Below are 21,932 nucleotides of genomic sequence, written 5' to 3'. Positions count from 1 at the left end.
CGGGAGTGCTGCTCGGGCAGGCTCGTGGGGTGGTGGTCCGGGCGACGGGTCGCGCTCAGTCCACGATGAGGCGGTAGCCTTGGCCGATCTCGGTGGCCACCAGCCAGCCGTAGTCGCCAAGTTCCGCCCGCAGGCGCCATACGGCCTGCTCGCCGCCGAAGCGTCCGCCACGGTGGGGCACGGGTACGAACCGTTCGATGATGCTGCGGGACAGCGTGTAACCCGGGTAGTCGGCGAGGGTGCGCATGAGCATCGCCGGCCGCGGTCCGAGCCGGATGGTCGTACCGTTGACCAGCACGGCGTCGCCCTGCACGGTGAACCGATGGCCACGGGCCTGGAACTGCCGACGGCGCGACACCAGCACCTCCACGAGGCGTCTGGCGAGTTCGTCAGGGCTGCCGTCGGCCGCCCAGGCGACAGGCACCTCCCGGGAGAGAAAGAATTCGGCCGACTCCTCGTGGGTGGTGGCGACCGCGACGTCCGTCGCCAGCGCGCTCAGCAGCAGGTTCCCGCGATTGGCCCGGGTCGTGACGTCGACCAGCGCGCGCGGCCCGGCGGCGCTGTCGAACGTGACCGCCTGAACCTCGCGCTGGATGATCATCCGCGCGAGCCGGTTCAGTGCCGCCAGGCCGACCGGGCGAGCCGAGCGACGGGTCGGCACGACCATCACCCCGATGCGGTGTGAGCGGAGTCTGCCCAGCGGTCGGGCCGGCAGCGCGTCGTCGGCCGTCACGGCGACGCGGCGGCTCACCGGGTCGCGGCCGAGCAGCCAGGTCACCGCCTCACCGAGGTCACCGGTCGACGCCACCCAGTGGTTGGTGAATCCGGTCGTCACCAGCGCGGCGCTGACTGACTCGTGCATCGACAGGATCCTCGCCGAGTTGAGCCGGGAACGGAGGGCATCGGCCAGACCCCACGCCGTCGTCGCCGACAGCCATCGCGACCATCCCGCCGCGGTGGTGGCGACGACATGATCGACCGGAGTCCGGATGAGCCGTCCGGTGGCGAGGCGCATCCTCGCGTCCCGTTCGCCGGGCACGGTCCGCAACAGCGGTAGGTCGACGACCGCCGCCCCGTGTTGACGTAGCAGCGCCGCGACCTGCTGTAGGTCACCGCCGGTGATGGCCACTGTGTATCCTGCCAGCGTTAGGCCAGCCCCGGTCGGCGTCATGCGAGGAGTCTTGGGGTGGTGCGTTACTGATACGTTGCCGGCCTCGCAGGAGATGGTGAGCCCCTTATCCCATCGATGTTCATCCTGGTTTGAGGTCTCTGAACTATCTCCGTGCCGGATTCGTAACCGCGGCGCAACAAGGGCCATGTGCACCCCGCCACACGCGGAGTTGATGGCTCAGCAACGCTCGTGGTTTCCGGCGGCCCTACGGTCTCGGCCATGACCACCTATCTGCACCGCCGCGGCTTTCTTCGCCTCGCCGGATCTGCTGCCGCCATGGCGGCAGCCGGTAGCGCCCTGTCCGCGTGCGCTGTCGACGAAAGCCCCGGCCAGCCTGTCGGTGCCGGCATCAAGAACCTGCGCAAGGTAAAACTCGGATTCATCGCGCTCACCGACTGCGCGCCATTGATCGCGGCAAAGGAACTCGGTTACTTCGCCGAGCGTGGCCTGGACGTCGAGCTCATCAAGCAGGCGTCGTGGCCGGCGACCCGGGACAACCTCCTGAGCGGTGAGATCGACGGCGGGCATGTGCTGTTCAGCATGCCACTGTCGGTCGCGACGGGCATCGGTGGAAAGGCCGGTACGACCAGTCTCAAGATCGCTATGGTGTTGAACAACAATGGCCAGGCCATCACCCTGAAGAAGGCGTACGGTGGTGCCGCCTACGGTGACCTGAGCGCGGCGAAGTCCTTGCTCGAAAAGGAGAAGCCCAAGCTGGCGATGACCTTTCCGGGCGGCACCCACGACACGTGGTTGCGCTACTGGCTCAAGGCAACCAAGGCCGACCTCTCCAACATCCAGGTCTCCGCGGTTCCGCCACCGCAAATGGTGTCCAACATGGCCGCCAACAACCAGGACGGATACTGCGTGGGCGAGCCGTGGAACGCGGTGGCCGTCCAGAAGGGCATCGGCTTCACCCACATCACCACGCAGGACATTTGGCAGCACCACCCGGAAAAGGCGCTCGTGGTGGGAGCCAGGCTCACCCAGGACCAGGGCACGCTGGCCGAGGTCATGAAGGCCATTCTCAAGGCGTGCAAGTGGCTGGACGACCTCGCCAACCGCGACACGCTGGCCGGCATGCTCTCACCGGTGGGCTACGTCAACGCGCCGGCGGCGGACATCAGGGGCCGGCTGCTCGGCCAGTACGACCTTGGTGCCGGCCTCGGCACCAAAACCTACACCGGCGACCAGATGATGTTCTTCCGGGACGGCGAGACGCCATACCCGCGGCGCTCCCATGTGTACTGGTTCCTTGCCCAGTACCAGCGCTTCGGGCTGGTCAAGGACGCACCCGACTACGCCAAGCTCGCCGACGAGCTGATCCTGCACGACCTGTACGCGAAGGTCGCCACCGACGAGGGCATCAAGATCCCGGACGACGACATGGCGCCGTTCCACGTCAAGCTGGACAACGTCACGTTCGACCCGAAGAACGTCGAGGACGAGGCCAAGCGGCCATGACACCACGCGACGCAACACCGAGCGCTGTCGCGCCGGCCGTGGAAGACTCCAGTCCCAGCCAGATGTCAACCGCCCCGCGGGCAGGCGCGGGAACCGCCGCGCCGGAGACGTCAACCACCGACATCGAATCGCAGGCGCCGGCCCCGACCATGGGCGTCGAGGCCGGCGGGCAACGTGGCCGGGCAACAGCCGACTGGCTGCCGGCGCTGGGAAGCCGACTGATCGGCGTCTCGGTGACCACGTTCTGGGCCCTGGTCGGCCTCGCGGTGTTCGTGGCCCTGTGGCAGCTCGCGACCCGCAACTCAGCCACGGTGCCGGGTCCGCTCGACAGCGCCCGAACCCTCGGCGACCTGCTCAGCCGACCGTTTTTCCACACCACCAACGACAAGGGCATCGGCCTGCACCTGTACATCTCGCTGCGGCGGGTGTTCATGGGATTCGGTCTGGCCGCGCTGGTGGGGATCACGCTCGGGTTGGCCATGGGCGCGGCCCGGCCGGTCTGGTCCGCACTCAATCCACTGGTGCAGGTGCTCCGTCCGGTGTCGCCACTGGCCTGGTTCCCGATCTGGCTCTACATCATTCAGGAACCGTCGCAGTCGGCCATCGTCGTCATCTTCATCACCACCCTGTGGCCCACTCTGATCAACACCGCGGCGGGTGCCGTGGCCATCCCCCGCGACCAGCGCAACGTGGCGCTGGTCTTCAAGTTCCGGCCGCTGGCGTACCTGTGGCATGTGCTGATTCCCAACGCGCTGCCGTCCATCATCACCGGCCTGCGGCTGTCCATGGGCATTGGCTGGATGGTCATCGTCGCGGTCGAGATGCTCCAGGGCAACTCCGGCGTCGGCTACTTCGTGTGGAACTCGTACAACGCCCTGGAACTCGACAAGGTCGTCGCGGCCATCGTCCTCATCGGTGTGGTCGGGCTCGTCCTCGACACGGTCCTGCTCAGGCTCGCCCGGTGGGTCACTCCTGAGGAGGTACACGGATGAGCATCGACATCAACGGCATCCGCAAATCGTTTCGACGTCGGGGCCACGCGCCGCAGGAGGTGCTGCGCGGCGTCGACCTGACCATCAACACCGGCGAGTTCGTTTCGTTCATCGGCCACTCCGGCTGCGGGAAGTCCACCCTGCTCAACATCGTCGGTGGGCTGGTCAAGGCTGACAGCGGCACGGTGCGCATCGACGGGCAGCCGGTCAGCGGGCCGGGGCCCGATCGCGCGATGGTGTTCCAGAACTATTCGCTGCTGCCGTGGTTGAGCTTGCGGCAGAACGTCCGGGTTGCGGTGCAGGAGTCCCGCCCGGACTGGAAACGGGCCCGGGTCGACGAGATGGTCGAGCGCTACCTGACCGCGGTATCGCTGTGGGAGCATCGCAACAAGCGGCCGGGTCAGGTCTCCGGCGGCATGGCCCAACGGGCGGCGGTGGCCCGGGCGTTCGCGGTTGCGCCCCGGACGCTGCTGCTCGACGAGCCGTTCGGCGCTCTGGACGCGTTGACCCGTTCCCGGTTACAGCAGCAACTCGTCGACCTGTGGGACAGCGAGTCGGAGACCGAGACCGTGTTGATGGTGACGCACGGTCTGGACGAGGCGATCCTGCTCGCCGACCGGATCGTGGTGATGGCGAACCTGCCCCACCCGTCGGTGCGTACCACCATCGACGTACCGATCCCCAGGCCACGCAGCCGTACGACGATCATGCACCACCCCGTCTACGACGGCATCCAGAAGCAACTCGTGGATCTCCTCATCGCGGACAACGACGCGGAGCTTGCCGAGGCTGCGGCGGCCTGAGCGCAACGACGACACCTACCGCCGGATCGTGCAGGCTCGCGGGATCACTCCGTGAGCAACCGAGGTCAGTACCGCCATCAGGGCGGCGTGGGTAGGTGGCGGCGCGCTGCTCCCAGCCGCCGCGGTGCTGCGGTGGGCTCGCCCCCCGGCGAGCCCGCCGCTCAGCGGCGACGATCCGAGCGATTCCCAGTCGATAAGCCCTCGCGTAGCTGCTGCGGCCGCAACGGCTCCATCAGCCGGGACCGGTAGCCGGCAGGGTCAGAGCCCGGCTGCCGCGTCGTACCGGCGGCGTAGGTCGGCCATCTCCGAGTCGGCCAGCGCCTCCTTGAGCGCCAGTTGTGCGTACCTGTCCGGGAACATCTGCCGCAGCCGGTCCACGTACATGACCTCGGCGGTGGCCTCGACCACCTGGATGCCGGGTGGCTCGGTGGACATGTCCATGATGAGCGGACCGGCCAGCTTGACCGCCACGTCCCAGGGGTATTGTTTCTCGGCGATCCCGCAGAGGTGGAAGCCGTAGACCGTCCGTACGTCGGCGATCTTGGTGGCCTCGGCCGGCTCGTAGCCGTAGACGTGGACCCCGCAGATCACCCGGGGCTTCGCCGTTTCGGTGGCCGCCTGCTGGACCTGGTGCCCGGCGTGGTTGTGGTGGGCCGGGTCCGTCTGTTCGAGGACAGTACGCATCCGGTTCATGATCTGCCCCCGTAGATCCGCCGGCTCCGCCGCGGAGTCGGTGGAGTTGACCAGTGCGACCGTGCCGGCCGACACCACCAGCATGATCTCCACCATCCACACGAAGCGGTTTCGGTACCACTGCGCGAAACTCTCTCGGGAAACCATGATCGCTTCTCACCTCGTCACCGGTTCGGGTGCGTCGGCAGACCGCATCGGACGCCTGCGGCGCGTCAGGCGTCGAACAATCGGCCGTCGCGGGGATGCGTACGGCGGGGGGACACCGGCCCGGGGCGGTGTGTTCGTCGTGGCGATGGCCGGGCGCAGCCGAGGTGGCGACGCGCAGGCGTCTGCCAAGCGGTGCGCCGGGGTGATGCGAGGCTCCCGTGCTGGCCGTTCCCAGCGCGGTTGCCCCCGCGCTGCGGCGATGTGAGCCATTCCAACACGCCTGGACCGGTGCCGGCAACATCGATGGTCCTCGACATCGCTCCGGCTTCTCGCCCTGCCGCACCGGCGGGCTGCCTCATCGAGGGCGGCGCTGTGCACCTTGCGCTGGTTGCTCTGAGAGGGGGCGAGGGGCGGGGTAGGTGGCACGTCTGTGTTCGAGGTCCTGACGCCAGCCCTGTTGGCGCCAACACTCGTCGGAAGCATTTCGCGGCCGGCGGCGTATCCCCGGCCACACAGTTGTTGACCTGAAGTAGGGTTCAGGTTCCAAGATTTTGGGCATGGACGCAACGACTGGCCGTCAAGCCGAGATCGCAGCCATCGAAGAAGTCGTCGCTACCATCACTCACGCACAGCGCAACGAGATGGTCGACGAGTTCGTCTCCCTGTTCCGCGAGGACGCCATCTGGACCACCGGAGCCGGCAAGCTCCTCGTGGGCCGGGACGCCATCGCCGCCTTCACCCGGCAGGTGCTGCCCGGCGCGATGAAGGACCTCGTTCCGTCGTACGAGGTGGTGCATGTGCTCTTCATTCGGCCGGACGTGGCCGCGGTCAAGGTGCGCCAGCGGTACTTCTCCCCGTCGGGCGAGCAGGTGACCGAATTGGGCGAGGGCACGCCGATGTACGTGATGTCCAAGGAGAACGGTCGGTGGCGACTGACCGCCAACCAGAACACGCCGGTGGCGACCGGCGCATGAAGCTGGTGCGTGACCAGAAGACCCGCCGACGGCACACCGAACTTCGGCATCCCGGTCGCCGACGGGGTGACGCCGTACCGGCTCAGGTCACACAACGTTGCGGACCGGTACATCCGGCACTGGGAGTTTCGTGGGCGCATCGACGCGAACGTGACCGCCCCCGCCGACTCGCAGTTCCGGATCGTGACCGGACTGGCCGGCACCGGCACCGTGTCGCTGGAGTCGACCAGCAACCCCGGCTACTACCTGCGGCACAAGAACTACGAGATCTGGGTCGAGAGAAACGACGGCAGCACCCTGTACCGCAACGACGCGAGCTTCTTCCGCCCCGCCGGCCTGGCCGACTCCACCGGCGTGAGCTTCGAGTCGTTCAACTTCGCCGGCCGTTACCTCCGCCACGACGAACAGTTGCTGTACGTGCAGGTGCCGAGCACCGCCACCGACCGCGCCGACGCCACCTTCCACCTGGAGTAGCCCGTCGCCCACCTGCGGTAGCCCGCCGCCCGACAACCGGCTGCGGTGGAGCTACCGTTCCACCACCAGCAGGGACTTGCCCACCGTGGCGCGCTCGGCCAGCGCCCGGTGGGCGTCGGCGGCCTGCTTTAGCGGATAGGTGGCACCGATCGCCGGTCGTAGTCGTCCCTGCGCGGCCCGCCGCAGTGCCAGATCCAGCAGTTCGCGTACCCGCTGCTGGCTCGGGGGACCGTCCACCAACGGGGTGATGACCCGGATGCCACGGCGTCCGGCCCGCTCCGGGTCGGGCGTGGCGAAGCCGTCGGCGGTGCCGTAGGTGACGAACCGGCCGCCGTCGGCCACCGCCTCCAGGGCGGCCGTGCCGAGGGAGCCGCCCGCGCCGTCGTAGACCAGTGCCGCCCCGCCACCGGTCGCCTCCCGTACCCGTGCGATCCAGTCCGGCCGGGCGTAGTCGACGGTGACCTCCGCGCCCAGCTCGCGGGCCAGCGCGAGCTTGGTATCGCTGGACGCGGCGGCCACGACCCGGGCGCCGGCGTCGACGGCCAACTGCACCAGCAGCGATCCGGCGCCGCCGGCCGCGGCCGACACCAGCACCCATTCCCCCTCTTTCGGTGCTCCGAGCTGGTCCAGGCTGAGCGCGGTCACGCCGTCGTGCAGCAGCGCCGCCGCAACCTCGGTGGCCACCCCGTCGGGCACCGGCATGATTTCCCCGAGGTTGGCGACGACCCGCTCGGCGTAGCCGGTGTCGGTCCGGACGACCACGCGCCGGCCGACCCATGCCGGGTCAACCCCCTTGCCGGTCTCCCGTACCACCCCCGCTCCGCCACCGCCGGGCACGTACGGCAGTGTCCGCGGGAAGAAGTCCTGGCCCCAGCCGGCACGCAGCAGGGTGTCGAGGAAGATGACGTCCGCCACAGCCATGGTGACGACGACCTGGCCGGGACCGGGTGCCGGATCCGGCAGGTTCACGTAGGACAACACCTCTGGGCCGCCGAACCTGGCCACCTGGACAGCGCGCATGAGAAGCACCTTTCGCGGGAGAAGCAGCGTCGCCACCAAGTCTTCAACCTCAAGTTTGGTTGAAGTCAACGGACGTGCCCACGCACCGATCCGGCTGGCGGCAACCCCCGGGTTACCGCTGGCGGGTAGCGGAGTTGGGGGCTGGCTCCGAGGGCGGCGACGCCGAACGGAGCGACGGTGGCCGGTGCGGGCCCGCCGGGTCCCGCCGGCGCGCCGACCGCGCAGCGCAGCGCCCAGAAGGAGCCGCACCATGACCAGCACAGCGACCGCCTCCGGAGCGGTCCGAAGCACGATTCCGGCCCGACTGGACCGACTTGCCTGGAGCCCGTTCCATACCCGGTTGGTGCTCGCCCTCGGCGTGGCGTGGGTGCTGGACGGGTTGGAGATCACCATCGCCAGTTCCGTCGGCGCCGTGCTCGGGCAGGCCGACACGTTGGCCATGTCCGCGACCGCGGTGGGCGCCGTGGCGACGGTCTACCTCGTCGGCCAGGTCTTCGGTGCCCTGTTCTTCGGGCGACTCGCCGACCGGCTCGGCCGCCGCAACCTGTTCATGGTGACGCTCGCCGTGTACCTCGGCGGCAGCGGCCTGACCGCGCTGACCCTGGGCCACGGTACCGGTGCCGTCGTGTACCTGCTGCTCACCCGGTTCGTCGCGGGTGCCGGCATCGGTGGGGAGTACGCCGCCATCAACTCGGCCATCGACGAGATGATCCCGGCCCCGTACCGCGGGCGGATCGACATCGGCGTCAACGGAACCTACTGGGCAGGGGCGATCCTCGGCACGCTCGGCGCGCTGTTCTTCCTGCACGCGCTGCCTCCGGCGCTGGGGTGGCGGCTCGGCTTCCTGCTCGGACCCGTCCTCGCCGTCGTCGTGCTGTACGTGCGGCGCAACCTCCCGGAGAGCCCTCGCTGGCTGCTCATGCACGGTCGCGCCGCGGAGGCGGAGCGGGTGATCGCGCTCGTCGAGGCGCAGAGCCACCAGAGCGGGCGAGCGCTGCGGCCGGTGGACGACAGCGACGCGATCGAGATCCGGCCGGTGCGCGGCGGTTACCGCACGCTGCTGCGGGTCCTCTTCGTGGACCACTGGCGGCGGTCGGTGCTGGGTGCCAGCTTGATGATCACCCAGTCGTTCCTGTACAACGCGATCTTCTTCACGTACGTCCTGGTGCTCACCCGGTTCTACGGGGTCAGCGCGGACAACGCACCCCTCTACCTGATCGGCTTCGCGCTCGGTAACCTGCTCGGTCCGTTGACCATCGGCAGACTGTTCGACACCGTCGGGCGCAAACCGATGATCTCCGGCACCTACATCCTCTCCGGCGTCCTGCTGGCGGTCACCGCGTACCTGTTCGACCAGGGCGTCCTCACCGCGGCCACCCAGACCATCGCGTGGTGCGTCATCTTCTTCTTCGCCTCGGCGGGTGCCAGCGCCGCCTACCTGACCGTCAGCGAGATCTTCCCGCTCGAGGTGCGGGCCCAGGCGATCGCGGTGTTCTTCGCCATCGCACAGTGCTTCGGCGCCATCGGCCCGGTGCTGTACGGCCACCTGATCGGGGCCGGCACCAACCCGTCCCGGCTGTTCGTCGGCTACCTCATCGGCGGGGCCGTCATGGTGGTCGGCGGCATCGTCGAGATCGTTCTCGGGGTTCGCGCCGAACGCCGACCGCTTGAATCCGTGGCGCTGCCGCTGTCCGCCCTCACCGGCAAGGCCCCGCGCCGGGCGGGCGACATCGCCACCGGGTTCTCGTCGTGATCAGAGGAGGCGGGCGACGGTCGGCGGTTTACGGCTAGCCGGTACCGAGGGATCCCGGTTGGCGGCGATGGCAGGGGCCGGTCCCGGTGACACGCTCGCTTGGTGAGAACTGGGCAGCCGCCGGGCCCCGCCCGGCGGTGGCACGGAGGGAGCAGGAGATGACAATGGTGTCGCCGGCGGCCGTCGAGCCGAGCACCAACCCCGGCCGCGGCACGGTCCCCCGCCCGGGCCCGGGCATCGGTACGCAGCGGCGAGCCCGTGGTCGGCTGCCGAGTTGGGCGCGCGTCTTCCTGACCGGTCTGGTGTTGTGGGTGGTGGCGGTGCCGGTCACCTTCGCCACCGGCAACGTCAACCTGATCCCGACGATCATTCTGTTGGGCAGTTTCCTCGTCCCGGTCACGTTCGTGGTGTACGCCTTCGGTCGTGCCGACGGGGTGGTGACGGCGCAGCGTGTCTTCGTCGCGTTCCTCTGCGGTGGCGTGCTCGGTGTGCTGGGCGCCTCGATCCTGGAGGCGGCGCTGCTGCGGCAACCGTCCGGGCTGGGCTACGTCGGCGTCGGTCTGATCGAGGAGGCGGTCAAGCTGGGTGCGCTGTGGCTGCTGGCCCGGCACCTGCCCCGGTACACCGCCCGGGACGGCATGGTGCTCGGCGCCTCGGTGGGGCTGGGATTCGCCGCGCTGGAGAGCGCCGGCTACGCCTTCACCGCCCTGTTCGCCGCGCCGGGCGGCCTGTCGCTGCTCAACGTGGTGGAGACCGAGGCGCTGCGGGGGGTCCTGGCACCGTTCGGGCACGGGCTGTGGACGGCGATCCTGGGCGGCGCCCTGTTCGCGACCGCGGCACGGTCGCGCCACGGCCGACCGAGGCTGCGCGCCTCGCTGGTCGGCTGGTACCTGCTGATGGCCCTGCTGCACATGTTCTGGGACGCCTCCAGCGGGATCGCGGTGCTCCTGACCCTGCTGCTCACCGGCACACCCACGCAGTTGACGCTGATCTCGCTCGGTGCGGCACCCCGGGTGACCGCCGCTCAGGTGGACACGTACACCGTGATCAGTTGGGCGTTGCTCGCGGTGGACGCCGCGGTCGGGGTGCTGATCCTGGTGGCACGCTGGCGCGCGACGGCCTCGCCGGCTCCCGCGGCGGTCACCCCGCAGACGGCGGCGCGGTGGTGAGACACGCCGGTGCCCCGCGCCGGTCCGGCGAACCCCGGCCGGCGTACCGGCCGACAACCGAGCCGCCCGGGCTGCTTCGGCAGCCCGGGCGGCGTCTGTCCCAAGCGGCACCGACCGCCCGGGCGGCGGGGAACTACCTTTCGGTGGCGGGTAGGTCGACGACCAGCGTGGTGCCCGACCCGACCGGGCTGGTCACCGACAGGGTGCCGCCCAGCGCGTGCACCCGGTCGGCCAGCCCGACCAGCCCCGACCCCCGACCGGGGTCGGCGCCCCCCGTACCGTCGTCGCGCACCGACAGGTGCAGCCGACCGGCGGCGAGTCGGGCCTCGACCTCGACGACGGAGGCATCGGCGTGCTTGGCGGCGTTGGCGAGCGCCTCGGAGACGACGTAGTACGCCCCGACCTCGACCTGCTCGGGCAGCCGCGCCGGCACGTCGACGGCCAGGTCGACCGGGACCGCCGAGCGCCGGGCGAGCGCCCTGAGCGCCGGCCGCAGACCGCCCTCCGACAGGATCGCCGGGTGGATGCCGCGGGACAGCTCCCGCAGCTCTTCGAGGGCGTCGGACAGTCCGTCGACCGCCCGGGACAACTGCTTTCTCAGCTCCGGCGAGCCGGGCGGAACGGCGGCCTCGGCGGCGCGCAGCGCCAGGATCAGCGACACCAGCCGCTGCTGGGTGCCGTCGTGCAGGTCGCGTTCGATGCGGCGCCGCGCCTGGTCGCCCGCGGCCACGACCCGCGCCCGGGACGCGGCGAGCGCGTCACGGCCCTGTTCCAGCGAGCCCGCCATCGCGTTGAAGGAGCGCTGCAACACGCCGACCTCGCCGACTCCCCGCTCGGGTAGGCGACTGCCCAGGTCGCCGGCGGCCAGCCGGCCCGCGGTGGCGGCCACCTGACGGACCGGCGCGACGATGACCCGGTGCAGGTAGCCGGCGAACACGACGACGAACAACACCGAGCCGGCCAGGCCGGCGACCGCGGCGAACACGGCCCGGTTGGCCGCCGCCTCGGAGCCGTCCTGCCGCGCCTCGGCGAGGCGGCGTTCGGTGGCCAGGAACTGGTCGAACTCCGCCCGCAGGACGTCCACGCGCCGCCTGCCCTCCTCGACCTCCGGCAGGGTCCGCACCGCGGAGCGGTCCCGTCGTGCCTGCGCGACCAGGGGTACCGAGTAGTCGCGCAGGTACGCGTCGCCTTCCGCCGCGATCCGCTCGGCCCTGGCCTGCTGCTCCGGGTTGTCGGCGACGAGCTGTTCGAGGGTGCGGGCCTCGTCGCCGAACGAGGCGCCGGCCGCCTCCCACGGCTGGAGCAGCTCCTCCCGGCCGGTGAGCAGGTATCCGCGCTGGCCCGTCTCCATGTCGACGACGAGCCGCTCCAGGTGGTTGGCCGTCACCAGCACCTCCTGCGCCCGCAGGGCGCGGCGGTCGTCGGCCCGCAGCTGCGTGACCGAGGTCAGCAGGACGGCGAACGCGCTGCCGACCACCAGCGCCAGCAGACCGCTGGCCACCACCGTGCGCGCCGTCAGCCCGCGCCACATGTCAGGCCCCCGCGCGCCGGGGCCGGCCAGCGGCGCGGTGGCGGTCCGGGTGTCGCGCCCAGGTGGTCCGCACGGTTCTCACCGGCCGTACGCTAGCCGGATAATCCGCTTCATGACGAGTGTGCGGGTATTGCTGGCCGACGACGACGTCCTGCTGCGGGAGGGGCTGGCCAGTCTGTTGCAGCGGGCCGGTCACGAGGTGGTGGGGCAGGCGGGCGACGGGCGGCAGCTCGTGGAGCTGGCCCGGGCCACCAACCCCGACCTGGTCGTGGTGGACATCCGGATGCCACCCACCCACACCTCGGAGGGGCTGGAGGCCGCCCGTGACATCCGGAAGGACCACCCGGAGACGGCGGTGCTCGTCCTGTCCGCCCACGTCGAGGTGGAGCACGCGATGGAGTTGCTGGTCAGCGGGCGCGGCGTCGGTTACCTGCTCAAGAGCCGGGTCAGCGACGTGGCGGAGTTCGTCGACAGCCTGGAACGGGTCGCGCACGGCGGGTCGGTGGTCGACCCCGCGCTGGTGCAGGAGCTGGTGTCGGCGCGCCGGCGCAACGATCCGCTGGCCGTGTTGAGCGAGCGGGAACGGGAGGTGCTGGCGTTGATGGCCGAGGGGCGGTCCAACGCGGGCATCGCCCGGCGGCTGTGGGTGACCGAGGGCACCGTGGAGAAGCACGTACGTAGCATCCTGGCCAAGCTCAACCTGACCGGGACCGATGACGATCACCGCCGGGTCCTGGCGGTGCTCACGTTCCTCGAAGCCCGCTGACCCGGCCGGAGTGCTCGTCCAGCAGGCCCCGGACGGCGGTGGCAGACAAGGTGACCTTGGGCAGGAAGCCCACCGCGGGGCTGGCCGCGATCAGCTCCGCGTAGTCCTCCTCGTCGTGGGTGGAGATGAGGATCAGGCGGGCCGGCGGCCGGCCGTCCTCCGGCTGTAACCGCCGGGCAAGCTCGAAGCCGCTCTCGCCGCCCAGGTCGATATCGAGCAGCACCACGTCGGGCCGGAGCTCCGCGACCCGTCGCTGCGCCTCGACACCGTTGGACGCCACGCCCACCACCGTGACGCCCTCGCGATCCAGCAGCGCACGGGCGGCGTCGAGGAACCACGGGCTGTCGTCGACGATCAAGCAGCGCAGCATGGGACAAGCGTCGCAGCCGCAAGCGGCCCCGGCATTCCGGCTACCTGGACAGCGTACGGGCGGTCCGGTTGCAGCCAGCCCCCAGGCGGGACGGGTGCTGGCGGTGAGGACCGGCGCCGCCGCAAGCCCCAGGCTTGTCGACGGAAGGGCGCGAGCGGACGGCGGCACCCGGCACACGTTTGTCAACCGGGCCGGCCGCTGGCGACGACCTGACCCGAGGGGGAGGGCACGTGACGGGCGTCGGTGCGGGGATGGTGACTCCGGTCGGCGATGCGGCACCGTCCGGTGTTGCGGTGTCGGACCGGCTGACCGTGCGGTTGCCGGCCGACGCCACCGCCCTGGTCTGTGGTGACCTGCGTTTGGGGCAGGCCCGGTCGGCCGCTTCGAGCCGGTTCGAGCACGACCTGGTGGGGCGGCTCGGGCGGTGGTCGGGCCCCGGGGTGGTGGTGCTCAACGGGGACGTGTTCGAGTTGTGGGGCGAGCCGGGCGGCACCGTGGGGGGTGCCCTCGACGCCCATCCGGCGTTGACTGCGGCGTTGCGGGACTTCAGCCGCGAACCCGGTCGGGAACTGGTCGTGGTGGTGGGTGACCACGACGCCGCGATCGCCTGGGACGGGGTGTCGGCGGCGGTCGTGGCCGACCGACTCGGCGGTCGGTGCGCCCTCTCGGTGGACCTGTGCTTCGACACGCCGGCCGGGCCGCGGGTGGTGCGCTGCGAGCACGGCCACGCGTTCGATCCGGCGAACGCCCTGCGTGACCCACGTAATCCGCTGGACTCGCCGCTGGGTCAGCACATCGTGCAGGAGGTGTTGCCGCACGTCCGGGGTAATCCGATGCTGGCCGACGCCGGGGCACTCACCGACCCGGGCGCGATCGGGCCGCTTGTCGCCTCCCGGCTGGTGTACCGCCGGTTGGGTTCGCGGGTCTGGTGGCTGCTGCTGCCGGCGCTGCTGGCCCTGGCCCTGCGTGCGCCGTTCATGGTGCGGCTGCTGGCGCACTCGGCCGCGTTCGCCCGGGTCGAACGGTGGCTGTTGATCTCCGGGATCACCCTGGTCGCCGACCTGGTCCTGCTGGTGGTCCTGGCCGTGCTGCTGGCCCGTACCGTGTACGCGTCGCTGGCCGGCAGCCGGCTCGGTCCGTGGGGGAGCCGGCTCAACGGTCCTCCGAAGGCGGCCGCCGCCGCGCTGTGCGAGGCGGGCCTGGCCGGATTCATCACCGGTCACACCCACCGGCCCGAGTTGGCGGCGGTGGCGGGTGGCTTCTACGCCAACAGCGGCTGCGCGACGCGGGTGGTGGAGGCGCGGCGGGCCCGCTGGTTCCTGCCGCCGGTGTTCCTGCCGGTGCTGCGCCGCAGCTGGGTGGAGGTCGACGTGGCGCAGCAGGTACGGGCTCGGCTGGTGGTGGGCGAGTCGCCGGCCGGCGAGGCGACGCTGGTGGAGCGGCTCGTCGTCCGGCGCCACCGGTCGCTACCGGATTCGCCCGCGGTGGTGGCCACGGTGCCCGGCCAGGCGGGCTGGCCGGTGCAGCAGGAGGCGCTGGCCCGCCGCGTCAGGTACGAGCGGGTGCGGCGCAGGGCCGCGCTGACGGTCGGCGGCATGGCGCTGCTCAACCTCGCCTCGGCGGTGACGCCGCCGCTGCGGGACCGGTTGGCCGCGCTGTTGGAGTGGCTGCCGGTCGAGGCGCCGCAGGCGGCAGCGGCCGGTGTGGTCTTCGTCAGTGTCGCCCTGCTGCTGGTGGCGTGGGGTCTGCGTCGTGGCCGAAGCCTGGCCTGCGGGGTGGCGTCCGGTCTGCTCGTGGCGTCCGCCGTGCTGCATCTGGTCAAGGGCCTCGACGTGGGGGAGGCGCTGCTCGCCGTCGTGGTGGCCGGCTGGCTGCTCCGGCACCGGGCGGCGTTCCCGACCCATCCCGACCGCGGACAGGTGCGGGCCGCGGTCGCCGTCCTGCTGGCCGGTGGTGCGCTGGTGGTGGCGGTCTCCCTGGGCCTGACGGCGGCCACCGGCGCGCCCGGGACCACCCGGCACGCGGCCCGGGTGGTGGCGGCCCGGATGGTCGGCGCCACCGCCGCGCCGCTGCCGTCGTCGGGCCGACTGGTGGAGCCGGCGCTGACCGCGGTCGGGTGCAGCCTGCTGCTGGGCACCGGGTGGCTGCTGCTGCGGCCGAGGCGGCATCGTCGGCCGGGCGCGGCCCAGCACCGCGCCGACCTGGCCAGGGCGCGGGCCGTCGTGCGGCGGTACGGCGGGGACACCCTGGGATACTTTGCGCTGCGATCGGACAAGACCTGGTTCTTCACCGGTGACTGTGTGGTGGCCTACCAGGTGCGCGACGGGGTGTGTCTGGTCTCACCGGACCCGATCGGGCCGCCCGAGCAGTGGGCGGACGCGTGGGCGCAGTTCCTGGCCTTCGCCGACCGGCACGGCTGGCCGGTCACCGTGGTCGGAGCGGCCGAGGGTTGGCTGCCGGTCTACCAGGCGGCCGGGCTGCGCCCGGTGTACCTGGGCGACGAGGCGATCGTCGACTGCGGCAGCTTCAGCCTCGACGGGCGCCCGATGAAGGGTCTGCGCAGCGCCTACCGACGGGTGCAACGGGCCGGGTACACCACCCGGTTCTACGATCCGGCGACGTTGCCGCCGGCACTCGCCGACGAGTTGCGCCGGCTGTCGACGCAGAGCCGGCACGGCGCGGTGGAGCGGGGGTTCTCGATGACCCTGTCGCGGCTGTTCGATCCGGCGGACACCGGGCTGCTGCTGACTGTGGCGTACGGCCCGGACAGGCGCGTCGACGCGTTCTGCCAGTGGACACCGGCGGCGGACATCGCCGGCTGGTCGCTGGACGTGATGCGGCGGCGCAGCGATGTCGAGCTGCCCAACGGCCTCACCGATTTTCTCATCATCGACACCGTCCAGCACCTGCGGGCGCGGGGGCAGTGGGGTCTGGGGTTGAACTTCGCGGTGATGCGCTCGGTGCTGGCGGGGGAGCGGGGGCAGGGCCCGCTCACCGAGGTGCAGCGACGGTTGGTGCAGCGTTTCGGTGGCACGACCCAGATGGAGTCGCTGTGGCGGTTCAACGACAAGTACCAGCCGATGTGGCGTCCCCGGTACGTGTTGTTGTCCGGGTCGGGCAACGCCGCCGTGCAGGGGCTGGCCATCGCCGGTGCCGAGGGCGTCTCCGAGCTTCCGGTGATCGGCCGGCTGGTGGGCCAGGACGGGCGGCGTGTGGGGTGAGCGCCGTCGGGTCGTCGCCGCGGCGGCAGGAACCCGGGCGGCAGGAACCCGGGCGGCAGGAACCCGGGCGGCGGCGGTCCCGCACCGCCCGGGTTCGCGCGGCTCCCGGCCTCACCTGGCGCGTTCGGTGGCCAGGGTGGCGAACACCACCGTGTTGTCCTTGTACGACTTCGCCTTCTTGTCGTAGTCGCCACCGCAGGTGATCAACCTCAGCTGGGGCGTGCCGTTGTGCTGGTAGACCAGGTCGGCGGGGACGCTCTTCTTCGGGTAGCGGGCCACGCCGTCAACGATGAAGCGGGCCGTGGTGCCGTCCTGGCGGAGCACGTCGATGGTGTCGCCCGGTTTCAGGGCGCCGAGGCGGAAGAAGACCGCCGGCCCGGTCCTGCGGGCGTCGAGGTGGCCCACCAGCACCGCGGTGCCGGCCTCGCCCGGGCTCGGTCCCAGCTTGTACCACCCGGCCAGCTTGGCCGGCGGGACCGCGATCTGCTGGTTCTTGTCCAGTCCGAGCGGGGTGGTCGACGCGTCCACGCCGATCCGCGGAATCCGGACCCGGGTGGGCTGCGACCGGGGCATCCCGATCGCTTTCGGGGTGGGCGACGGGCGGTTCGCGGCGGGCCGGCCGTCAGCGCGTTCCCAGGTGGCCGGCTCCTGGCCGGCACGGCCCGTGGGCGTGCCGGCGCCCGGCGAGGCATCGGCTCGCTCCGGCGTCGGTGACCGCAGGAACGGTGGTGCGGCGGCGGGGTCGGGCTGTGGTGCCCGGACCGGCTCGGGGGTCCTGGCCGCGAGTCCGATCAGGCCCGCCCCGGTCAGCATGAGCAGGACGACCAGGACGAGGCCAGCGGCACGCCATGGGAGTCCATGGCGGCCGCTGGCGCTCCTGGCCGCCTTAGGCGACAGTGCCATCGGCGGACCGCCGACGCAGCAGACCGAAGCCGCCGAGGGCCGCCACGCCCATCAGGCCCGCGCCCGCCGCCACCAGGGAACCGGTGTTGGAGTCGGCGAAGGGACCTTCACCGGCCGCGACGCTGCCGTTCGCCGGAAGCACCCAGGCGCCGTTCGGGCCCGCGTACGCGCCGCCGAGGGCGGGGATGTTGGCGACGGGCTGGCCCAACGGCGTCCCGGCCCCGCTGGCCCGGGAGGCTTCGACCGTCTCGAGAATGTCGCTGAGCAGGTCCACCTCCACGTCCACGTCGACGTCGAGGTCGCGGATGCAGACGACGAGGGCCTGGGCGTTGGCGTTCACCGCCGCGGATGCCCCGATCTGGACGAAGGTGTTGACGCCGCCCGTCAGGGTGTTGTTGCTGATGGTCTGGGCGACGCCGGATTCGGCGTTCTGGTCGTTGGTGGCGCAGATGACCCCGTTGCCGTCCTTGTCCTTCAGCTTGAAGGTCTTGGGCTTGTCGTTCTTGTCGTTCTTGTCGTTCTTGTCGGCGTTGTTGTTCTTGTCGTTCTTGTCGCCCTTGTCGGTGTTGTTGTTCTGGTCCTTGTTCCTGTCGGTCGTGTCGTTCGAGTCCCTCTTCCACTCCCGCTGCTGGTTGTTGGGCTCCTTGTCCGGCCCGTCGGTCGCGGCGAGCGCGGCGGCGGGTGCCCCGAGCAGCAGGGCGGCGCTACCCAGCGCCACGCCGCCAGCGAGCTTGCTCAGAAAGCTCTTCGACATGTTCCTCACTCCTTCTCTCGTCGGCCCAGGAGGGCGAGCCATGAGGAACGTTATTCCAGTTCGTGCCGGATCAGAACGTTTTCCAGGTTTACGGCACTAAGAAAGCTTCACATGCTATACGTGAGCGTTTGCCACGATCTCAAGCTGAAAGTCCGGTTCATCGCGTTTTGGGGGTGCCGGGGGTGGCCGCTGTCATCCCAGCGCTCACCGTGGCCCCGGCGCGGTGACGCCCCGGTGACGCCGGCTTCGCAGACTCGCTGCTGGGGCTGGTGGTGGCCGTTTCCGCCCGGCTCCCGTCCCGCGTAGGCCGTCGAAAGGGGACTCCATGATCAAGACAATGATCCGGAAACCCGCCCGCCCGGACTGCGCATCCGTCGCGGAGTCCCGGTGGCGGGCGGCGGCCGACCAGGCCGACGGCGCCAGCGACGTGGCGGGCGGGAGTACGCCGTGACGCCGGTGCGCACCGTGCTGGCGATGCGTACCCGGGAAGGCTGTGAGCAACGGTTCGAGGCCGAGTGGCTGGCCGTGGCGGAGAAGATCCGTACGCTCGACGGCTGCCTGCGCCAGGAACTGGTGCGCGACGTCGACGACCCGCGCAACTACCTGATCATGAGCGACTGGGCGGACCGGGAACGCCTCGACGCCTTCGGCCGCAGCGAACACCGTGACCACCTGCTGCGCGTGATCCGCGACCTCCGCGAGTCCGCCGAGCGGCACACCTACCAGATCGTGCACAGCGTACGCAGCGAGTCGGAGGAGCCATGACCGAGCCGATCGGTTCGGCGTCCGGGTTCTACACCGACCCGTACCCCGTCCTCGCGCGGCTGCGCGAGAGCACGCCGGTCTGTCTCGACATCACCCGCGAGCGCGGCCCGCACCTCGGCCTCGGCCACGGCGTCCACTACTGCCTCGCCGTTGCGTGGCCTGCGGGAGCTGCCCGTCCGGTTCGGCGCGTGAACGCCGTCCCGGCGACGCAATCCGTCCACCAATCCACCAAGGAGCAAACATGGTCTTCCGCAACGTGATCGTCTGCCACATGGTTCCCGGCAGCGAGAAGATTGTCGGCGACGTCTTCGGGCACTACGACAACACCACCCGACCGCAGGACCTCGGGGTCATCGGGCGGATGCTGCTGTCGCACCACGACCTCTACCTGCACATCATCGAGCGCAAGCAGGACCCCAAGGTGTCGGGCCAGAACCGTGGACTGCCCGCCTTCCAGAAGATCGCCGAGGCGATCGGGCCGTACGTGACGCCGTACCCGAGGTACTGGAAGAGCGCGTCGGACTCGGTGGCGAAGGAGTTCTACCACTGGGCGCCGGACGGGCCGAAGCCCGAGAACACCACGCTGCTGGTCATCGTGGGCCGGATCAAGCCGGGGGCCGAGCCCGACGTCGCGCGCATCTTCGCCGAGTCCGACGCCGGGTCGCTGCCGGCCGAACTGGGCGTCGCCGAACGCTGGCTGTACTCCATCGACGACGTGTACGTCCACCTGCTGGAGCAGGACGAGTCCGTCGCCGAGGCCGCCCAGCAGGAGCGCGGCAAACCCGCCTTCGCCAAAATCATGCAGGAGCTCAGCCCCTACATCGGACCGTACAACCCGCAGGCCTGGCGCGGCCCGCAGGACTCCCTGGCGAACGTGTTCTACCGCTGGCGCGCGCAGGACTGACGGGCACCACCGCGGGACGCCGGGTTCGGGTTTCTGGCGCAACGGAGCTGGCGATTTCTCGACCGGCTCCGTTGCTTCCGCTGCGACGAAGCCGCCTGGATCACCGGCCAGACCATCGCCTCCGACGGCGGTCGGTCCGCCCGCTGACAGCTGCAACACCATCTGGCGCAGCGGCACCACCGCCATCTCGTCGCGTCGGACGCCACCTTCAGGCCGCCGTGCGCGAGCGTTGGCTGCGCCACAGCCGGCTGGCCGGACCGAGTGCCCGCGGCCAGTCCTCGCCGCGCCGGGTCAGGGACCGCTCGGTGACCGTGAACCCGCCCACCAGACCGGCCAGCTCGTCGAGCACGTCCGCCTCGCGGAACGGTTTGCAGGAGAAGATGTTGACGAAGATCTCGCGAAGCCAGGGGTAGGTGTGGATCGCCGCGTGTGACTCGGCGAGGATCACCACCGCCGACTTTCCGGCCTGGTGCGGTGGGCCCTCCTCGGTGGCCACCAACGGCCCGGCGATCACGGTCATGCCGATGCGATCGACCAGGTCGCGCATGAAGGTGTGCAACGCCTTGTCGTCGTGCAGCGCGCGGGTGTCGGCGATCTCGGACAACCGCAGGGTCAGCTCGTCACCGTAGTGGTCCTCGGGCGCGTGGCCGGTGAGAGAGTGGCTTATCATCGGATCTCCTCTGGATGGTCGGTCTCAGCTGGCCCGGGAGAGCAGCCGGATCGGGTCGGCGGTCAGTTCCTGCATGATCGAGACGACGCGGGCCGGGCCGGCCGGCTCGCGAGGTGGCACGGCGGCGCGGGCCGACCGGATGCCGGCGGCCTGCGCGACCAGCTCACGCAACCGCTCCGGCCGCCAGTCGTCGGCCTCGCAACTGGCGGCCAGGCCCTGTCGGGCCAGCATGTCGGCGAAGTACCCCCGCTCCGGGTCGTCGCCCGCAAAGACCAGCAGCGGTACGCCGGCGTGCACCGCGCCGGCCAGCGTGCCCCGGCCGCCGTGGCACACCAGGACGCTCGCCCGGTCGAGCAGGTCACGCAGCGGCAGCAGCGGCCAGAGCTGCACGTTTCCGGCGGGCGACACCCGGGGCGGGACGCTGTCCGGCCGGCCCGCCGCGATCAGCACGTCCACCGTCGAACCCTCGAACGCCCGCAGGCAGTGCCGGTAGTACCAGTCGGCGTCCATCGGTGGCCCACTCGTGTAGGCCAGCACCCCGGTCCGTCCGGGCCGGGGCCAGTCCGCCGGCCCGGCGGCGACGTGGCGCTCCAGCGCGGCGGCGGTCAGCTGACCGACGTACTCGCCGGTGCTGTACCGGGCGACCAGCGGATCCATCTGCGGCGTCAGCGGATAGACCAGCCGGGTGCTCCAGTCGAAGAGGACCTCGGACAGCGAACCCGGCTCCGGGGCCCGGCTGCGGCGCAGCGCGGGCCGGAACGCCTCCAGCGCCCGGGTGTCCAGCGGTGGCCAGCCGACGCCACCCCGGCCGAACCGGCGGTGGTCCGGCCAGGTCACCGGGGACACCACCGGGATCCCGGCCAGCGCCCCGGCCACCACGGTGGTCAGGTCGTAGTCGTGGAACAACACCTGGACGCGGTGCGCGCGGAAGGCCCGCATCTGCGCGGCCAACACCGTCTCCACCAGGTCACGGTCGGCGTACGCGGAGCGGGACAGCAGGTCGTCCAGGCGCAGCACCGTGCCGGGCTCGTCCGGGTAGGACGCCTGCGCCGGCCCCGGGATCGGCACCGCCGGCACGCCCAGCCGCTCCAGGACCGGCCGGACGTGCGGGCTGGCGAAGAGCACCGGCGTGTGGCCCGCGCGGCGGACCGCCTCGTACACGGCGAGCACGGTGGAGACCGAGCCCAGCCCGTACGACCACACCCCGGGTACCAGTCCGACACGCATGGCGGCTTCCCTTCCGTGACCGGGCGCCGCATCGCCGATCGGCTGCCCTCCCGGCGGCGACCGTACGGAGCACAGACCAGTGTGGACAAGGTGGCGACGCCGACGCGCCGCGAGGATGCGCCCTGGGTCCCACAGCGTCTGCCCGGAAGGTCGTAGATATC

The 21,932-nt window shown here is 71.0% G+C and carries 21 protein-coding genes; 12 read left to right on the top strand and 9 right to left on the bottom strand.

Annotated elements, in window-relative coordinates:
• Positions 1 to 55: 55 nt before the first annotated feature.
• The gene (locus tag E1166_RS08900; RefSeq protein WP_165944291.1) at positions 56 to 1,129 is read right to left on the bottom strand and encodes a uroporphyrinogen-III synthase; all 1,074 of its coding nucleotides are present in this window, start codon (positions 1,127 to 1,129) and stop codon (positions 56 to 58) included.
• Positions 1,130 to 1,390: 261 nt separating this feature from the next.
• On the opposite strand from E1166_RS08900, the gene E1166_RS08895 reads away from it, so the two are divergent.
• From E1166_RS08895 to E1166_RS08885, 3 genes are all read left to right on the top strand, one after another.
• Positions 1,391 to 2,635: a CmpA/NrtA family ABC transporter substrate-binding protein gene (locus tag E1166_RS08895; protein ID WP_132337420.1), complete on the top strand. Its 1,245-nt coding sequence runs from the start codon at positions 1,391 to 1,393 to the stop codon at positions 2,633 to 2,635.
• A 62-nt stretch (positions 2,636 to 2,697) separates the two neighbouring features.
• Positions 2,698 to 3,627, top strand: a complete 930-nt coding sequence (ntrB, locus tag E1166_RS08890; protein ID WP_243710254.1) for a nitrate ABC transporter permease — start codon at positions 2,698 to 2,700, stop codon at positions 3,625 to 3,627.
• On the top strand, positions 3,624 to 4,430 hold the full coding sequence (locus tag E1166_RS08885) for an ABC transporter ATP-binding protein (RefSeq protein WP_132337418.1): 807 nt from the start codon (positions 3,624 to 3,626) through the stop codon (positions 4,428 to 4,430). The genes ntrB and E1166_RS08885 overlap by 4 nt, the downstream gene beginning before the upstream one ends.
• A gap of 258 nt (positions 4,431 to 4,688) precedes the next feature.
• Here E1166_RS08885 and E1166_RS08880 read toward each other — a convergent pair whose 3' ends face one another.
• Positions 4,689 to 5,270, bottom strand: a complete 582-nt coding sequence (locus E1166_RS08880; protein WP_132337416.1) for a hypothetical protein — start codon at positions 5,268 to 5,270, stop codon at positions 4,689 to 4,691.
• A 557-nt stretch (positions 5,271 to 5,827) separates the two neighbouring features.
• Between E1166_RS08880 and E1166_RS08875 the strand changes: the two genes are divergently transcribed.
• Positions 5,828 to 6,244, top strand: coding sequence for an SgcJ/EcaC family oxidoreductase (locus E1166_RS08875; protein WP_132337414.1), 417 nt, complete (start codon positions 5,828 to 5,830; stop codon positions 6,242 to 6,244).
• Positions 6,245 to 6,253: 9 nt separating this feature from the next.
• Complete coding sequence (locus E1166_RS08870) at positions 6,254 to 6,718, top strand: AbfB domain-containing protein (RefSeq protein ID WP_132337412.1); 465 nt, start codon at positions 6,254 to 6,256, stop codon at positions 6,716 to 6,718.
• Positions 6,719 to 6,769: 51 nt separating this feature from the next.
• On the opposite strand, the gene E1166_RS08865 is transcribed toward E1166_RS08870, so the two are convergent.
• Complete coding sequence (locus E1166_RS08865) at positions 6,770 to 7,738, bottom strand: zinc-binding dehydrogenase (protein ID WP_132337410.1); 969 nt, start codon at positions 7,736 to 7,738, stop codon at positions 6,770 to 6,772.
• A gap of 250 nt (positions 7,739 to 7,988) precedes the next feature.
• Here E1166_RS08865 and E1166_RS08860 point away from each other — a divergent pair, with 250 nt between their 5' ends.
• Together E1166_RS08860 and E1166_RS08855 are read left to right on the top strand one after the other, a co-directional pair.
• Positions 7,989 to 9,491: an MFS transporter gene (locus tag E1166_RS08860; protein ID WP_132337408.1), complete on the top strand. Its 1,503-nt coding sequence runs from the start codon at positions 7,989 to 7,991 to the stop codon at positions 9,489 to 9,491.
• A gap of 158 nt (positions 9,492 to 9,649) precedes the next feature.
• Positions 9,650 to 10,660, top strand: coding sequence for a PrsW family glutamic-type intramembrane protease (locus E1166_RS08855; protein WP_243710253.1), 1,011 nt, complete (start codon positions 9,650 to 9,652; stop codon positions 10,658 to 10,660).
• 133 nt (positions 10,661 to 10,793) lie between these two features.
• Here E1166_RS08855 and E1166_RS08850 read toward each other — a convergent pair whose 3' ends face one another.
• Positions 10,794 to 12,191: a CHASE3 domain-containing protein gene (locus E1166_RS08850; protein ID WP_132337406.1), complete on the bottom strand. Its 1,398-nt coding sequence runs from the start codon at positions 12,189 to 12,191 to the stop codon at positions 10,794 to 10,796.
• Between the two features lie 121 nt (positions 12,192 to 12,312).
• On the opposite strand from E1166_RS08850, the gene E1166_RS08845 reads away from it, so the two are divergent.
• Complete coding sequence (locus E1166_RS08845) at positions 12,313 to 12,957, top strand: response regulator transcription factor (RefSeq protein ID WP_207914113.1); 645 nt, start codon at positions 12,313 to 12,315, stop codon at positions 12,955 to 12,957.
• Here E1166_RS08845 and E1166_RS08840 read toward each other — a convergent pair.
• Positions 12,935 to 13,327: a response regulator transcription factor gene (locus E1166_RS08840; protein WP_132337402.1), complete on the bottom strand. Its 393-nt coding sequence runs from the start codon at positions 13,325 to 13,327 to the stop codon at positions 12,935 to 12,937. The two genes, E1166_RS08845 and E1166_RS08840, sit on opposite strands and share 23 nt — an antisense overlap.
• Positions 13,328 to 13,557: 230 nt before the next feature.
• On the opposite strand from E1166_RS08840, the gene E1166_RS08835 reads away from it, so the two are divergent.
• Positions 13,558 to 16,548, top strand: a complete 2,991-nt coding sequence (locus E1166_RS08835; protein ID WP_132337400.1) for a phosphatidylglycerol lysyltransferase domain-containing protein — start codon at positions 13,558 to 13,560, stop codon at positions 16,546 to 16,548.
• Between the two features lie 111 nt (positions 16,549 to 16,659).
• On the opposite strand, the gene E1166_RS08830 is transcribed toward E1166_RS08835, so the two are convergent.
• On the bottom strand, positions 16,660 to 17,451 hold the full coding sequence (locus E1166_RS08830; RefSeq protein ID WP_132337398.1) for a class F sortase: 792 nt from the start codon (positions 17,449 to 17,451) through the stop codon (positions 16,660 to 16,662).
• Entirely contained in the window at positions 17,435 to 18,205 is a 771-nt protein-coding gene (locus tag E1166_RS30825; RefSeq protein WP_165944290.1) for a hypothetical protein, read from the bottom strand. Before E1166_RS30825 ends, E1166_RS08830 begins: the two co-directional genes overlap by 17 nt.
• Positions 18,206 to 18,652: 447 nt before the next feature.
• On the opposite strand from E1166_RS30825, the gene E1166_RS08820 reads away from it, so the two are divergent.
• The 3 genes from E1166_RS08820 to E1166_RS08810 are packed head-to-tail and all read left to right on the top strand — an operon-like array spanning position 18,653 to position 19,874.
• Positions 18,653 to 18,970 carry an antibiotic biosynthesis monooxygenase family protein gene (locus E1166_RS08820; protein WP_132337396.1) on the top strand — a complete coding sequence of 106 codons (318 nt, stop codon included), beginning with the start codon at positions 18,653 to 18,655 and terminating at the stop codon, positions 18,968 to 18,970.
• Positions 18,967 to 19,230 carry a hypothetical protein gene (locus E1166_RS08815; protein ID WP_132337394.1) on the top strand — a complete coding sequence of 88 codons (264 nt, stop codon included), beginning with the start codon at positions 18,967 to 18,969 and terminating at the stop codon, positions 19,228 to 19,230. Before E1166_RS08820 ends, E1166_RS08815 begins: the two co-directional genes overlap by 4 nt.
• A complete protein-coding gene (locus tag E1166_RS08810) occupies positions 19,212 to 19,874 on the top strand; it encodes a TcmI family type II polyketide cyclase (RefSeq protein ID WP_132264442.1) in 663 nt (220 codons plus the stop codon). The genes E1166_RS08815 and E1166_RS08810 overlap by 19 nt, the downstream gene beginning before the upstream one ends.
• A 208-nt stretch (positions 19,875 to 20,082) precedes the next feature.
• Here E1166_RS08810 and E1166_RS08805 read toward each other — a convergent pair whose 3' ends face one another.
• Together E1166_RS08805 and E1166_RS08800 are read right to left on the bottom strand one after the other, a co-directional pair.
• The gene (locus E1166_RS08805; protein ID WP_132337392.1) at positions 20,083 to 20,544 is read right to left on the bottom strand and encodes an S-adenosylmethionine decarboxylase; all 462 of its coding nucleotides are present in this window, start codon (positions 20,542 to 20,544) and stop codon (positions 20,083 to 20,085) included.
• A 24-nt stretch (positions 20,545 to 20,568) separates the two neighbouring features.
• The gene (locus tag E1166_RS08800; RefSeq protein ID WP_132337390.1) at positions 20,569 to 21,771 is read right to left on the bottom strand and encodes a nucleotide disphospho-sugar-binding domain-containing protein; all 1,203 of its coding nucleotides are present in this window, start codon (positions 21,769 to 21,771) and stop codon (positions 20,569 to 20,571) included.
• Between the last annotated feature and the right edge of the window lie 161 nt (positions 21,772 to 21,932).

The organism is Micromonospora sp. KC213, assembly GCF_004348325.1.
Taxonomy (GTDB): domain Bacteria; phylum Actinomycetota; class Actinomycetes; order Mycobacteriales; family Micromonosporaceae; genus Micromonospora.
This window is presented reverse-complemented; position numbering and strand designations above follow the sequence as displayed.

Coding starts and splice junctions, on each gene's coding strand:
- E1166_RS08895 (WP_132337420.1), top strand. CDS start 1,391: ATGACCACCTATCTGCACCGCCGCGGCTTTCTTCGCCTCGCCGGATCT.
- ntrB (WP_243710254.1), top strand. CDS start 2,698: ATGTCAACCGCCCCGCGGGCAGGCGCGGGAACCGCCGCGCCGGAGACG.
- E1166_RS08885 (WP_132337418.1), top strand. CDS start 3,624: ATGAGCATCGACATCAACGGCATCCGCAAATCGTTTCGACGTCGGGGC.
- E1166_RS08880 (WP_132337416.1), bottom strand. CDS start 5,270: ATGGTTTCCCGAGAGAGTTTCGCGCAGTGGTACCGAAACCGCTTCGTG.
- E1166_RS08875 (WP_132337414.1), top strand. CDS start 5,828: ATGGACGCAACGACTGGCCGTCAAGCCGAGATCGCAGCCATCGAAGAA.
- E1166_RS08865 (WP_132337410.1), bottom strand. CDS start 7,738: ATGCGCGCTGTCCAGGTGGCCAGGTTCGGCGGCCCAGAGGTGTTGTCC.
- E1166_RS08860 (WP_132337408.1), top strand. CDS start 7,989: ATGACCAGCACAGCGACCGCCTCCGGAGCGGTCCGAAGCACGATTCCG.
- E1166_RS08855 (WP_243710253.1), top strand. CDS start 9,650: ATGACAATGGTGTCGCCGGCGGCCGTCGAGCCGAGCACCAACCCCGGC.
- E1166_RS08850 (WP_132337406.1), bottom strand. CDS start 12,191: ATGTGGCGCGGGCTGACGGCGCGCACGGTGGTGGCCAGCGGTCTGCTG.
- E1166_RS08840 (WP_132337402.1), bottom strand. CDS start 13,327: ATGCTGCGCTGCTTGATCGTCGACGACAGCCCGTGGTTCCTCGACGCC.
- E1166_RS08830 (WP_132337398.1), bottom strand. CDS start 17,451: ATGGCACTGTCGCCTAAGGCGGCCAGGAGCGCCAGCGGCCGCCATGGA.
- E1166_RS30825 (WP_165944290.1), bottom strand. CDS start 18,205: ATGTCGAAGAGCTTTCTGAGCAAGCTCGCTGGCGGCGTGGCGCTGGGT.
- E1166_RS08815 (WP_132337394.1), top strand. CDS start 18,967: ATGACCGAGCCGATCGGTTCGGCGTCCGGGTTCTACACCGACCCGTAC.
- E1166_RS08810 (WP_132264442.1), top strand. CDS start 19,212: ATGGTCTTCCGCAACGTGATCGTCTGCCACATGGTTCCCGGCAGCGAG.
- E1166_RS08805 (WP_132337392.1), bottom strand. CDS start 20,544: ATGATAAGCCACTCTCTCACCGGCCACGCGCCCGAGGACCACTACGGT.
- E1166_RS08800 (WP_132337390.1), bottom strand. CDS start 21,771: ATGCGTGTCGGACTGGTACCCGGGGTGTGGTCGTACGGGCTGGGCTCG.